Raw genomic sequence first — 15361 nt, forward strand, 5'->3', positions numbered from 1 at the left:
CGGAGTGTTCTATGCAGAAGATTCCGTTTACGTAATCGTTATCGTCTTGAAATCTTCAAAAAACAGAAAGTTTATTGGAGATTTCAAGACTTTTTTTGTACTTTTGCATACGTGAAACGATATTTTACCATACTTCTCTGTTCGCTTTATGCCTTGTTGGGTATGGCGCAGAACAATATGCAGGTAGCCCATTATTCTACGAAGGAAGGGTTACTTCACGACATCGTATACTGTTCTCTGAAGTCGAAAGACAGTTTCCTGTGGTTTGGAACCTGGTTCGGCTTATCCCGTTTCGACGGTTCCCGTTTTGCCAATTATTCTGATGCTTACAACTCTTCTTCCGACCAGCCACCCCGTAAGGTAGAATGGTTGGCAGAAGATGCTCTGGGCAATCTCTGGATCAAGACGCTCGACTGGAAACTCAGCGTCTTCTTCAAGCAGACCGAACGTTTCGAAGATGTCTATGAAGAACTGAAACCTTATGCCCGTAATCTGCAGGTCATCAAGATTCAGGCAGATGGTACCGGCAAGATTCTCCTGCTCACCAAAGACAAGAACCTGCTTCTTGCAGAAACATTAAAGGATGGAAACATCCGTATCCAGACGCTGGTAGATGCCCGGAAGTATATCAATACGTTCAATTATCAGTTGCGCCAGGATGTGGTACAGCTGAAGGCTTCGCGTGCCAACTATGTAGGAAAGGATTATCAGATTTATTCCGTTCCTGTTACTGCGAAAAACAGGAAGTGGACGCTCGGCATGTGGCAGCAGTATTTCGCCCGTAAATCGAAGGAACATTTTGTTTATCATACCCCGAACGGATGTGTGTGGCAGTTGGATGAGTCGCATACCGCCCTGGTGTGCCGTAATCCGAAGACCGGATGGGAACGCCGTTATCCGGTTTCGGGCGTAGGTAAGGTGGTGGAGCCTAAGTTCATCGCTACCTCTCATCATGGTTACTTCTATCTTTCCGGTGCTGGCGAAATTATCTATATTGATCCGCAGACGATGGAAGGCGTTAACCTGGCTTTCCTTCCTAAGTTCCAAGACCATAAGTCAGACAGCCACTTCCTGCACATGAACCTGGACAAGGACGGACTGTTGTGGCTCACTTCTGCTGATAATGGCATTTACCGTGTCAGTTTCACCCCCAACCAGTTCCGTGTCATCCCTTTGCCGGATGGTGATAAGAGTGGAGTGAAAGCCATCTGCCAGTTGAAGAATGGTGATGTGCTGGTGGGTGCCCGCAGCAAGAATGTTTATCTGTTGGATATGCAGGGCAGGGTGAAGCAGGTGTTCGATTATGCCCATCATCAAATCGGCAGCATTTATCATGCCATGTATGATGACAGGCAGAATCTCTGGCTCTCTACCAAGGGAGACGGATTGGTAAAACTGACTCCCGATGCCTCCAGACCAATAGGGTATCGCATCGATCATTACCGTCATGATGCCCGGGATTCTTATTCCATCAGCGGCAACAATGTTTATATGACCTATCAGGATTCCCACCATCGCATCTGGGTGGCTACGCTGGATGGAGGTCTCAATCTGCTGCAGGAACAGGGCGGAAAGGTGCGCTTCTATAATAAATATCATGGTATGAAAAACTATCCCGGTTACGGACTCTACATGGATGCCCGCAACCTGGTAGAGGACAGTCATCAGAGAATGTGGGTAGGAACGATGGACGGACTGATGTCTTTCAAGACAGATTTCAAATCGGTAGGCGACCTGCGCTTCGAGACTTATCGCAATACCGATATCAATACCCGTGCCAATAGTGATATCTACGGACTTTACAAGGATAACAACAGGCAGGTTTGGATGTGTACCTTTGGTGGAGGTCTGAGTCGTCTGGATGGTTTTGATGAAGTGACGCATCTGCCTATCCTTACTTCTTTGGGAGCAAAGGAAGGTTTGCATAATGATGTCATCATTTCGATTTTAGAGGATAAGATGGGCCGCCTTTGGCTGGTAAATGCCGATGGCTTGTCGTGCTATGATTATCAATCAGACCGCATCCAGCATTTCGACAATTCCGACGGTTTCCCTGATGTTCAGCTTGAGGAATCTTCTGCGGCTTTGATCCAGAATGGGGAGATATGGCTGGGGTGCAAGGAAGGAATCCTTGCTTATCAGCCGGAACGTATCCATACCACCCGTCTGCAATATCCTATATATATAATAGGTGGAGAGGTGAACAACCGCGATATCCGCAGTTACAATCAGCCAGCCATCCTGGAGAAATCGATGGTTTATACCGATCATCTCACCCTGCGTCATTCTCAGTCGATGTTCACTCTGGAGTTTGCTGCCCTGAATTTCTGCAATCCGGAGCGCATCAGCTACCGTTACCAGCTGAAGGGTTACGACCATGACTGGCATTATGCCGGCAAGAACCGTCTGGCTTCCTATACCAATGTGCCGTCGGGAACCTATCAGTTTATCGTAGAGGTAATGGATGCCACCAATCCTGATTCTCACAGCACGAGAGAGCTGACCATCACCATTCTCCCACCCTGGTGGGCTACGTGGTGGGCTTATCTCATCTACATCATTCTGATATCCGTAGCCAGCTACTATGCTTTCCGCTATGCGAAGTATCAGATTCGGCTGAAGAACAATATCTACATCCAGAACCAGCTGGCAGAGTATAAACGCAAGTTTAATGCCGAACAGCAGGATAAGCAGTTTGCCGACAAGGTGCGCCGGTTTATGGAAGCCAACTTGACTAATGCCGATTTCGAGATAGATATGCTGGCACAGGAATTGGGCATGAGCCGTTCAGCCTTCTTCAAGAAGACGAAGGCTGTGATGGGCTGTTCGCCAAGCGATATGGTGAAGGATTTCAAACTGAGTCATGCCGTAGAATTGCTGAAGCATTCCGGCCAGAGTATCACAGATGTAGCCTACAGTTGCGGCTTCACCGATGTAGGCTATTTCGGCAAGTGCTTCCGTAAGAAATATGGCATGTCGCCAAGAGAGTATGTCGCGCAGCAGCAGGAGAGTGAAATAAAAAAATAAAGTTTTTTATAAAAAATCTCAAAAAAGGTGATTACAGCGTGAACCAATGTGCGTCTTTTAGGCAGTTGAAACAAACAAATTAAATGTTGGCTAATCGATTTTTACCTAAAAGGCAAATGAAACAAGTGTCTTATCATAGTAGGTTTGTATTGGTTCTGTTATTTACGTTGTTGAACACTTTACCAATATGCTCACAGGCGGCAACTCCTAGGTACAGGATAGCTGCTTGCGACTGGATGATGCTGAAACGACAGAAGCTGGGCGAGTTTAAACTGGCTCATGAATTAGGAGCAGATGGCGTTGAGGTTGACATGGGCGGATTGGGTAAACGCGTGTTATTTGATAACCAGCTTAGAGAACCACAACAGGCAGAAAAGTTTCAGGCTGCAGCCCGTCAGTATGGCGTAGCTGTTCCTTCTATGGCGATGAGTGGTTTCTTCGCTCAGAGTTTCCTGACTCGTGATAATTATCAAGACCTTTTGAAAGATTGTTTCCTGACGATGAAACTCTTTGGCAGCAAGGTGGCTTTTCTTCCACTCGGAGGTAGCGGAAAAGACTGGAAGCAGGAAGGCTGTGCAGCATATCTGCAGATGGTTTCTCGCCTTCGCACAGCTGGTGAGATGGCAAAGCAGGAGGGTATCACCATCGGTATCAGAACAGGTATGGATGCTAAGTTTGATAAGAAACTGCTGAAGAAAGTAGGCAGCAGTCAGATTAAGGTCTACTACAATTTCCAGGATGCAGCCGATCATCATCGTGATATCTGCAAGGAACTCCGGAAGTTGGGTGCCCAGCGTATCGTCCAGATACATGCTTCCAATACAGATAGCGTAAATCTCCAGGAAGACCCGGAAATTAACCTTCCGAAAATCAGGAAGACGCTTGACAAGATGAAATGGAGCGGCTGGCTGGTGGTAGAGCGGAGCCGTGATGTAAAGAGGGTAAGAGACGTGAAATATAATTTCGGTAGAAACATCGCTTACTTAAAACAGGTATTTCAAGAGCGGTAACAGTTTCGGGGAATAACTGGAAAACTACTTTTTTATGATTAGAAAAGTGTAAATCGTGTTAGAAAAGAAATAAATAAAAATATAGTTAAACCTAAAAAAGACAATTATGAAGAAAAATCATTTCATTGCGCGGAAAGGACTCTTCTCTCTGGCACTTGCTGCTGTAGGAGCGATGTTCTTGGGTTCGTGTGCCGTTGATGGTTTTGATGACAAAGAGAAGTTTGACAATGGTGTGTCCGGCGTCAAGCTAGAGTCTCCAGAACTAGCACTAAAAACGGTAGTAGCATCGGATGGCTCTGATAAATTACAGGTGTCATGGAAGGTAGTCTATGGCGCAGGTGGTTATGAGTGTAAGGCTTATAAAGTTGATGATCCAACTAATCCAGAGGTAATCGTTGATACTATCATGGATGGTACTTCTTTCCAATTTAAGTTAGCTGAGGATACTAAATACAAGTTCTCAGTTCGTACTTTGGGAAATGTAAAGCAGAATAATACAGAGGCTGACCAGGCTACGGAGATGTCTTATAATACATTGGTGCCAGCTACGACTATTCCAGTTGATAGAGACATTGCTGAGTTTATCAAGGAAAACTTGCAGAACTCAGACAAGGAGCAGGCTTTCGAATTGGAAGCTGGTGCTACGTATACTTGCAATGATGAAGTAGATTTCCAAGGAAACAAAATGACTCTTCGTGGAAATAAACTCAATCATGCTATTGTTATCATGGGTGAGAAAGGTGTAATCCGTACTTCTGCTCAGTTGAAGGTGAAGTACTTGAACTTCGATTGTACAGCAATGAAAAACAAGTGGGGCGTTATAGAAATGTCTACAAATCCTCCTGTTTCTTGTTCTGCGGAATCGCAAAATATTGTTTATGGTAAAGGTGGAAATAGTAGTAAATTCGCTGATTGCTACATTCTTCAAGATCCTATTATACTGTCAGAGTGTGCCTTCAAGAATGTACCTAGTTGCCTTTATGCCGTAGGCAATTGTACATGGGGAATTGCAGATTTTAGAATCTTGAATTGCGTGGTACAGTTGGATAATGATGGTAAAAAGAATTCTAATGGTTCTTTAATTAGTGCTTATTCTGCCAATTATGTGGCACCTTCTGGTGGTACATGGTGGAGTGGTGGATGCATAAAGAATCTTACGATTAAAAATAGTACAATCTATAATATAAAGAGCAATAGCAAAAACTATTTTATGCGTTTTAATAATAAAGATATTGATGCAATTTTCCCTACAGCTAGTGGCTCTGTGACAATGTTGGATAACACAATATGTAAGGTCTTTGATGGCAAGAATTGGGCGGATAGAACTCCAAATAATTCTAAGTACAAGATTACCTATGATAACAATGTGTTCTATGATTGTATGAGATTGGAGAAACTCTTCCAAAATAACTGTTCTTTTACTTATCATCAAGAGCTTAATACTTGGGGTGGAACAAAGACTATTAGTGGAACAGATAAGGCTAAATGGGTTACAGAGGATGATCCAGGTTTTTCCTCAGAAACATTTAAGGAACTCGACTTCACCCAGTCTAACTATGGAATTAATTTCAAGGCTACCGGTGCAATTTCAAGTACAATCGGTGATCCACGTTGGAGAAAATAATTTAAACTATCTAATCTCGAAACAAGATGAAACGTAAATATATAAAGACATTGGCCTTTGGTATGGCACTTACCTGTGCTGTGCCTGCAATGGCTCAAAATAAAGTAGTGCAGGGTACTGTACTCGATGACCTCGGTGAACCTGTTATCGGTGCTACCGTAAAGGTTGCCGGTACCAAGACTGCTGTGATTACCGATATGGATGGTAACTATAAGTTGTCAGTTCCTAAGGGTGGCAAGGTTACCGTTTCTTATATTGGTTTTAAGGATGCTACTACCAATGGTGGTACCATCAAACTGGTTGCTGACGACAAGACTCTTCAGGAGGTGGTAGTCGTAGGTTACGGTACCCAGAAGAAGGCTCACCTGACCGGTTCTGTAGCCAACATCCCAACAGATGAAATCCAGGACCTCGCTAATGGTGGCTTGGCTTCTTCTTTGGGCGGTCTGGTTAATGGTTTGAGCGTAAGTGGTGGTGAGAGCCGTCCAGGTGAGAATGCCCGTATCATGATTCGTGATACCAACTCATTGGGCGAAGTTGGTTCTACAGCCCAGCAGCCTCTCTTCGTTATCGATGGTTATATCTATCCTAATGATGTAAAGGTTGGTAACACTTACCAGAACCTCGGTGCTGAGGCTTTCAATAACCTGGATGCCTCAGAGGTAGAAAGTATCTCTGTTTTGAAGGATGCTTCTGCTGCCGTTTATGGTGCCCGTGCAGCCAATGGTGTTATCCTCGTAACTACCAAGAAGGGTAAGATGGGTGCACCTCGCATTTCTTATAGCGGTTCTTTCGGTTTCACAGATGAGGTTTCTCGTCCTAAGATGCTGAATGCTTACCAGTATGGCCGCTTGTACAATGCTGTTATTGCTGCCGACCCAACCAATACTTCTCTTAATGCGACTACTGCGCTTTTCCAGGCAGATGAGTTGGAAGCAATGAAGAGTCTGAACTATGATTTGCTCGATAAGTATTGGGAAACCGGTATGACCCAGAAGCACAGCGTGAACGTAAGTGGTGCAACCGATAAGGTGAACTATTTTGCAGGTATCTCTTACTTTGATCAGGATGGTAACCTCGGTAAACTCAACTATAACCGTTGGAACTACCGTGCTGGTGTGGATGTAAAGGTAAGCAAATGGTTGGGTGCTAACCTGACTGTTAGCGGTGACTATGCTACAAAGGAAAAGCCATTGGTAAAGGTGGGTGGATCTGGCGATGAGAAGGACTATAACCTCCTCTTGACCCGTCCTACTTATATTCCAGAATCTGTAAATGGCTATGATATCTTAGCTTATGGTCCTAGCAATACACAGAAGAATCAGAATCAGCAGTACAACTTTGCTACTCTGCAGAACAATGGTGACTATCGCAAGAACATGAATTCTAACCTGAATGTCAGCGGAAGCCTTGATTATGATTTCGGTTGGAGCAAGATATTGAAAGGATTGAAGTTGCGCTTCTCTTATTCCAAGAGTATCAATACCGATAAGGGTAATGAGTATGGTTCAAACTTCACCCTCTATCAGATGTTGACTCGCTATGGTAGCGGTAACCACCTTTATACTCCTACCAGCGGTGATAATGCAGATTTCGATTATCTGGCAGCGTCTAACTTCAATGGTGTGACAACCGCCAATGGTGATTATCTGGCTCGTACCATGGTTCGTACTGATAACTATCAGATGAACTTCACAGCCCAGTATCAGCGCGATTTCGGTCAGCATCATCTGGGTGGTCTGTTCTCTATTGAGAAGTCTGAGGCTGAGAGTGAGTACTTGCAGGGACAGCGTTTGACCCCATATCCTTTCACTACAGGTCAGTATAACTCTGCAACAGGTGAGATGACTACTATGTTTACCCGTAGTGAGAGCGGTACCCTTTCATATATCGGCCGTATCAACTATGCCTACGCCAACAAGTATCTCTTCGAGGCTCTGGTTCGTTCAGATGCATCTACCAAGTTTGCACCAAAGAACTATTGGGGAACATTCCCTGCATTCTCTGCCGGTTGGGTAATCTCTGAAGAGAGCTGGTTCCGCAACAAGGTAAAGGGTGTTGACTTCCTGAAGCTCCGTGCTTCTTGGGGTATGACCGGTCGAGACAATACTGCGGCATGGCAGTGGATGCAGGTTTATGCACAGGATGCCAACCGTGGTACCGTATTCGAGACCGGTAAGGAATCAGGCAACCGTATCACCATCAACAAGAACAATTCTGCCGTAAATTCAGATGTTCATTGGGATAAGGACTACAAGACTAACGTAGGTATCGATGCACAGTTCCTCAACAACCGCTTGGCTGTAACCTTCGATTACTATTATGAGAAGAACCGCGAGATGCTGATGAACATCAAGCAGACCGTTCCTTCTACCGTAGGTACTCAGAGTGCTGCATCCAACATCGGTGAGATGGATTCATGGGGCGGTGAGCTCTCTGTTACATGGAAGGATAAGATTGGTAAGGACTTCAAGTATCGTATAGGTATCAATACAGGCTGGTCTGATAACAAGGTGCTGAATATGGACTGGGTTACAGACTATCTCTACCGCCAGATTACTCCTGGTCACCGTACAGACGTAGGTCTCTGGGGTATGCAATGCATCGGTATGTTCCGCAGCTTCCAGGATATTGAGGAATACTTCACGAAGTACAACATCTCTACTTATATGGGTATGACCAAAGACCAGGTTCGCCCTGGTATGTTGATGTATAAGGATGTTCGTGGTGCTTATGATCCTGAGACCGGTACTTATGCCGGACCTGATGGTATTGTAGATGTAGACAACGATCAGGTTGAGTTGGGACACCGCAGCAGCAACCTCTATGGTTTGACCATGAATTTGGGTGCAGACTGGAAGGGACTTTCTCTGAGTGCTCAGATTGGTGCAAGCTGGGGTGGTTATACCACACTTCCTGGTGCAGCATTGAAGCCAACAGGTAATCTGGAGTATTGCAACATGCCTTCATTCTGGAATCCAGATAACATGTTTGCTTACGAGGATGTATATGATGGCTCTGGTAATCTCGTAGTAAAGAAGAATCGTGAGGCTTACTATCCTAACTTGAATTATTCATCTGTGAATGCAGTTGCGTCTAGTTTCTGGAGAGTAAGTACAGCACGTGTGGCTCTGAACCGCATGACCTTGGCTTATACTTTGCCAAAGAGCTGGTTGGGTAGCATCGGCATCAACAGCTGCCGTATCAATATTACCGGTCAGAACCTCATCAATTTCTACAATCCATATCCAGACAACTTCATGAATCCTATGTCAGGATCATACGGAAGCTATCCTAACCTCCGTAAGTGGACAGTGGGTGTGAACCTCTCATTCTAATGAGACAGATTTATAATTCTTAAAAAAGAAAAGAACAATGAAAACGACAATAAAATTATTCAGTCTTGGTTTGGTTTCAGCCTTGGCTTTCAGCTCTTGTAGTGATAGCTTCCTGGAGGAAAAGAAGAACTACGACAATGTAAATAAAGACATCTACAACTATTATGAAGGATGTAATGGTCGTCTAAACGATATCTACAGTTGGTGTTTGCCAACAACCAACGATTTGAACTGGAAATATCCTTCTATGGGTAATGCGGATGAGGCAGGTAAGTCTACTGAGGAATACAGTGGTCTCAGCTCTTTTGTAGACCCACAGGTTGAGCTGAGCTCTACCAGTTCCACAAATTCGGTTCCTGATTTCTTCATGGGCGACCAGTCTAATATCCAGGCATCTGTATATGGTAGAATCCGTAATGTCAATGATGTAATCCAGGGTATCAGCGGCAGCACTCTTTCTGAGGAACAGAAGAATGAATTGCTCGGTCAGGTATATTTCTTCCGTGCATGGTGCTATTACAACTTGTTCAAGTGGTATGGCGGTGTGCCTCTGGTTAAGGAAACACAGGATCCTTTAGAAAGTTCTGTTACTCCTCGTGCTACATCTAAGGAGACTTACGAGTTTATTCTCGATGATTTGAACAAGGCTGCTGATATGTTGGCTGCCAAGACAGAAAATGGTTCTGGATGGTCGGAGAAAGGCCGTGTAACTACTGGTACAGCCTTGGCTTTGAAGGGTCGTTTGATGCTTTTGTGGTGTAGCCCTCTCTTCAACCGTACTAACGATGAAAACCGTTGGAAGACTGCTTATGAAACCATGAAGGCTGATTTGGAGCGTATCAACAAGTGTGGTTATCACTTGTATACAGACAATGACAATAAGAATGGTTCTACCTTTGCCAAGATGTTTACCGATGGCGGTAATAATCCAGAGGCTGTGTTCGTTACCTTATACAATAATGTAACAGGTGATGGTCTCGATAATCAGAAGAACAACAACTGGGAGCGTCAGATTCGTCCAGCTAATACAGGTGGTAGCGGTAAGAATGCTTCTCAGATGCTGATTAATATGTTCCCAATGTCAGATGGTAAACTTCCTGAGAGTTGCGATACTTATACCAAGTTGGCACGTTCTGAGAAGACTTTGGATAGCGAGACTCCATTCCTGAATCGTGACAAGCGCTTCTATCGTACATTCGCTTTCCCTGGCTTCCGTTGGGCTTACAGTGGTAATGCGTCAGAGCGTGATGCGAACAACCCTTCTGATGGTGCCAACTATGTGCTTTGGAACTACGTATGGTATACCAGCATGAATGATGCCGGTAACCCTGAGAGTGGTGATTCTTATGGTGCAGACAACCTGTTGAAGAGCCGTCAGGGTGTGTATGTCCGTAAGAAGAGTGATGATTTGGATGTCAATTCTTCTCCTCTTTATAAGTACGTAGCTCTTGATACCAAGGGTGCTGCTCCATTCTATTCTGCTGCTCCGTTGATTGAACTCCGTTATGCTGAGGTTCTCCTGAACCTTGCTGAGGTTGCAGCAGGTGCTGGTCATCTGGATGAGGCTGTAAAATATGTTAAGCAGATTCGTGAGCGTGCTGGTTATTCAGCTGCAAATTCTGAGGATGATGGTATCACACCTGCAGCTTACAATGATCAGGCTACCTGTATCTCTCAGATTCTCTATGAGCGCCAGATTGAGTTTGCTTACGAGGGTAAGCGTTTCGATGACCTCCGCCGTTGGATGCTCTTCGATGGTGGTACTGGCAAGGTAGAGGGTGCTCCTTCTACATGGACATTGACCGGTTGGGGTGGTAATACCTGCACATGGCTTGGTTTCAAGGCTTTGAACGGCCAGCGTCGTGAGAATATCCAGTATCGTGTTGCTGATAAGTATGGTGTAGGTGGTACTACCTTCAATTCTGACCCATTGTTGAAGGCTGGTATAGAGCGCCCTAAGGGTGTTGATCTCCGTGAGGATGATTTGAATACTCAGCTCGAGAACTTGTCTACATGGTATAAGGACAACTTGAAGTTGAAGGTACAGAAGGGTGACGGTTACGATTCTAACAAGAATCTCCTCTACATGAACTTCCGTCCTAAGTATTACTTCTTAGGCTTCTCTTCTAGTGCATCTATCGCCAACAAGGCTTTGCCTCAGACCATCGGTTGGGGTGATTACAACAATGGTGGTGCCAATGGTAAATTCGACCCATTGGCTGAGTAATGTCAAAAGAGGAATGACGATATTGTCATAACATAATATATTAAGGTTGCGGGGTGTGTTCTCTTGATAGAGAATGCACCCCGTTTTCGATTACCTCATATCTCGTTCATTTGTTTTTCTGGTAAAAAGATGAGAACACGTGGGTGCAAAAGTCTGGCTTTTGCGTCTTATGGATAAACAACTATAAAGACAAACTTAAAAGTATTAATTTAAACTAAACAAGGTTATGAAGAAATTTTTTACTTTGATTTCTATGGCACTTGTTGCCATGAGTATTAATGCTCAGACAGAGAGTTGGTATGTTAACAATGAGGATGGTACATTAAAGGCCGACTATGTTGCTAATGCTGATGCCAGTGCGATGTCTGTTGTTAAGTTCTCAACTGCCAACGTGGAGGGTACTCATACCTCAGGTCCTGTTGCCGGCTATAATGACGGCGCACTCGAAAATGGCAAGTTGACGCCAAAAGTTGACAATACTTGGAATGGTATCAAGAGTCAGGCATTGAGCAAGGATGGATCTGTTGCACCTTTCTACTATGTTCAAGGTAAGGGTAATCCTGTGAACTTGGATAAGGTTGAGTTTGAAGAGATTATGACAGATGGTGAACCTACAGGTAACTACCGTGCCAAATGGGACGCCTCTTACTATACTCCAGATGGAACAGCAGGTCTTCCTAAGAATGGTACATATATTACTCTGACCCCAAAGGTGGCTGGTACTTTTAAGGTTGGCATTTGGGCTAATAAGGGTAACCGTGATGTCTATGTTGCAAAAGGTAGTGACGCCAAAGCCTTAGCTTTTGGCTCTGATGTGAAAATCAGTGGTTATGTTCAGGCTACCAATAATGATGTAGCAGAGGATAGTCCTCTTTATGGTTATATGCTGTATCAGAAAGAAATTGCTACCAAGGGTACAGAGGGTACTGATGCTTATGTGATAGCTGCCGGTAAACGTCCAGTTTGGGTATATTTGACCTTCTCAGCAACTGCTGGCGAAACTTACTATATATTCAACAAAAATACCCAGATTGGTTTCAGTGGCTTTGAGTTCACACCTGGTGAAACCAATGGCATCGTCAACATCAATACCTCAACTTCTGCCAAGAAGTCTGTTCGCTACAATATGGCTGGCCAGCAGGTGAATGCTTCTTATAAGGGTCTCGTTATCGAGAATGGCAAGAAGTTCGTTCAGAAGTAATCTGATGTGATTCGGTTAGAATTTTAAGATAAAAGAAACGTTCATAAAAGGGAGCGCATCACTAATGGTTGCGCTCCCTTTTTGGGCATCTCTCAGGATGCTGAGTTATATGAAAAATACACTTTCTAAGGTGCAGATTGCCTTATTGTATGCAAGTTTTCTTCGAACTGATTACCTTGCCATCCTTCAATGCCTTGATGATATAAACACCTGATGGGAGAGAATCGAGATTCTTGCCTTTTCTCACCTTGATACCTGCAGCATTGTATACCTCGTAGCTATCGGCTGCGGTTGAGGTCTGAATGTTTTGAATGCCTGTTGCAGAACCATCTGTCAGATAGAAATGGAAGGTGCGGGTATAGGTGCTGATGTTGTCATCATCGCTTACCTTGACAGTATAATCTACGAGCGCCTTTCCACAATCTTCGTTGGCGGTGAAGATATATTCACCCTCGTTGGCACCCGTATCATGACTCATCTTGCTCATCGCATCACCCTTAGCCTCGCATTCAAACTGAGGATTGTTGGTGTAGCCGGCAAAGTATTTCTTCATGTCGATGGTTACGCTTTCGCTCTGCTTGAGGGTGAAGTGAGGCTCGGCAAGCCAGTTGAGATATTCTTCGAGATTGGTGTAGCCATCTGCGTTTTCATCGGCATTTCCATCACTTACGCCTTTTACTTCCTCCCACCAGTCTGGCATTCCGTCCTGGTCGGTATCCCAGTTGGCGTCTCGCTTTGCTTCTGTGATATTCAAGCCCTTGAAACCTTCGCATCCCTTATCTTCCTCGCTGTCGATAAGTCCCTTCTTGCCACTCTGACTGCCTACTGTCGTGGTAGTTCCGGCTAACGTCTCGTTCACCATTCGGGTATCGTGATTATCCAGGAAAGGCTGGTTGGCTCCCACATCGCAGAGCACATTCTTATAGGCTGCCTTGGCACTCTCGATAGCTGCCAGAGAATCGAAGAATGGTTTCGAAACGAATGGCTCCCAGTTTACGACCTGACCATTTGATGTTTCGACAACATAGGTATCTTTGAGTTTATCTTCTGTCAGGGCTCCATTGCCTGCAGCCTGACGGATATTGCCATGAACGTATGCACTCTGTGTACCGCTTCCGGTGCCTTCAAGCTGAAGGCGGAACAGTTTCTTCTGGGTGGTAGCTGGTCCCATCTTATAATAGTTGTTCACGAAGTTCACCTCGTGGCTGCCACCATCCGTAGCACGGCCACCCCAGTTGTAAACCACATTATTAAATACATCGTGATGACCATCGTAAGCTCCTACACCATCCAGTCCGCCGCTCAAACTCCAGTTTCTTCCTTCGCAATGAGCCAGCAGGTTGTGGTGATAAGAACCTACCTTGAGTGTTGCCGACATTTCGCCGCCGCCGATGGTTGCTGCATATCCGTGGGCTGTACCCGCACTATAGTTAGGATGACCTGCCACATTGAGCGCTTCGGAAATCAGGGTGCGCTGAAGGGTAAGACTCTTGGCGTTGCGGCTTGAGAATGCCTCATCGATGGTCCAGGAGATAGAGCAATGGTCCATGATGGCATTGTCGTTGCCTGCCATTCCCATACCGTCGAGTCCGTTCACCTTATCTTCATCGCTGATAGTACCGCCGTTGGTCTCCTTATGTCCCAGACGCATGCGGAGGAAACGGGTGATGCCTTCGCTTGCCATACCGAAAGGACAGCCGCGGAGCATGATACCGTTGCCTGGAGCCGTCTGTCCGGCGATGGTAACATATTCGTCGCTGCAGGTGAGTCGTTTTTTCAGGTCGATGACGCCCGCCACATCAAAGACGATGGTGCGCGGTCCGGTAGCTTTCTTGATGCCGTAACGGAAGGAACCCTCTATCGGATTCTCATCATCGCCATTATCTTCGAGTGTGGTTACGTGATAAACGCTTCCACCTCTGCCGCCCGTAGCATACTTACCATATCCTTCTGCACCAGGGAAGGCAAGATGACGGGGACGGAAACTCCAGACATCGCCTTCGTATACATTACCGGCAGCATCTTCCTCGTCGATTCGCCAGTAATAGGTGTTGAGGTTGGATGTCTGGTTGAGCGTATATTTTGCCTCGGTAGTTGTAGCTACTTCTGTAAGACTGTTGGCATCTGTACCCATCAGAACATGGTGCTTGACGGCTTTTTCGGCTGAAGTCCAGGAGATGGTGAGCGATCCGTTATCGGCATCGGCATGATAATCTCTGTTCTCTGGATAAGGATCTGTAGCTGCTGTCTGTGGATTCGGACGGTCGAAGATGAGGGCGTTGATGGTGAGCGAGGTGGTATAATTGCCGCTCTTGTCATCGCTGGCACCCGGTGTGGTAACGTAAGAGATGACGACATCCTTTCCCTTTTCTGCTACAAAAGTTACGTACGACATGCCGCAGGCTGATGGAGTCAGGGCTCTGTTGGTCTGTGCGATGCCTTCCTGCTGCCTGGTGCCGTTGACGTATACATCGAGTTTCGGAGCATTGAAACCATCGTTGTTGTTATGATAAGCCATCAGAGAGTGCTTGCCGGCGCTCAGCCCCTTGAGGGTGATGTTGAGGCGGACGGCACCTTCGGTTATCTGTGGGGTGTTACCGTCTTCGTAACCATAGATGGCAAAACCGTCGGCGATGAGCTTGGAACTGCTGAGTCCGTTCTTAAACCAGCATGATTTCAGTCTTCTGCCTGCATAAGAGGCATCATTAGCCAGCGTGATGGTGATAGGATTTCCGTCAGCATCTTCTACTTCCTTCGATTCTGTTTCGCAGGTGTTTACTGCCCATGCTGTGTACTCGGGTTCATTGACCTGTGCTTCTGAACGACCTGTCAGATTGAAGTCGATTCTCTGTGCCGATGCTGTCAATGCTGAGACTAAAGCCATCGAGAATAATACTTGTCTTTTCATGTTTTACCTTAAGTTTGAAAGTTGTT

Annotated in this window: 7 protein-coding genes; 6 read left to right on the plus strand and 1 reads right to left on the minus strand. The window is 45.5% G+C overall.

The window, feature by feature from the left end:
- Positions 1–111 precede the first annotated feature (111 nt).
- From KSW37_RS07955 to KSW37_RS07980, 6 genes are all read left to right on the plus strand, one after another.
- Positions 112–3027 carry an AraC family transcriptional regulator gene (locus tag KSW37_RS07955; protein ID WP_367397493.1) on the plus strand — a complete coding sequence of 972 codons (2916 nt, stop codon included), beginning with the start codon at positions 112–114 and terminating at the stop codon, positions 3025–3027.
- Between the two features lie 116 nt (positions 3028–3143).
- Positions 3144–4037: a sugar phosphate isomerase/epimerase family protein gene (locus tag KSW37_RS07960; protein WP_217313975.1), complete on the plus strand. Its 894-nt coding sequence runs from the start codon at positions 3144–3146 to the stop codon at positions 4035–4037.
- A gap of 106 nt (positions 4038–4143) precedes the next feature.
- Complete coding sequence (locus KSW37_RS07965) at positions 4144–5661, plus strand: DUF4992 family lipoprotein (protein ID WP_217313976.1); 1518 nt, start codon at positions 4144–4146, stop codon at positions 5659–5661.
- Positions 5662–5687: 26 nt separating this feature from the next.
- Entirely contained in the window at positions 5688–8999 is a 3312-nt protein-coding gene (locus tag KSW37_RS07970) for a SusC/RagA family TonB-linked outer membrane protein (protein ID WP_217313977.1), read from the plus strand.
- 37 nt (positions 9000–9036) lie between these two features.
- Positions 9037–11226, plus strand: a complete 2190-nt coding sequence (locus KSW37_RS07975) for a RagB/SusD family nutrient uptake outer membrane protein (RefSeq protein WP_217313978.1) — start codon at positions 9037–9039, stop codon at positions 11224–11226.
- Between the two features lie 226 nt (positions 11227–11452).
- Complete coding sequence (locus KSW37_RS07980) at positions 11453–12427, plus strand: hypothetical protein (RefSeq protein WP_217313979.1); 975 nt, start codon at positions 11453–11455, stop codon at positions 12425–12427.
- Positions 12428–12569: 142 nt separating this feature from the next.
- Here the strand turns inward: KSW37_RS07980 and KSW37_RS07985 are convergent, their stop codons facing one another.
- On the minus strand, positions 12570–15335 hold the full coding sequence (locus tag KSW37_RS07985) for a T9SS type A sorting domain-containing protein (protein WP_217313980.1): 2766 nt from the start codon (positions 15333–15335) through the stop codon (positions 12570–12572).
- Between the last annotated feature and the right edge of the window lie 26 nt (positions 15336–15361).

The organism is Segatella copri, assembly GCF_019127135.1.
In the GTDB taxonomy this organism is placed as follows: domain Bacteria; phylum Bacteroidota; class Bacteroidia; order Bacteroidales; family Bacteroidaceae; genus Prevotella.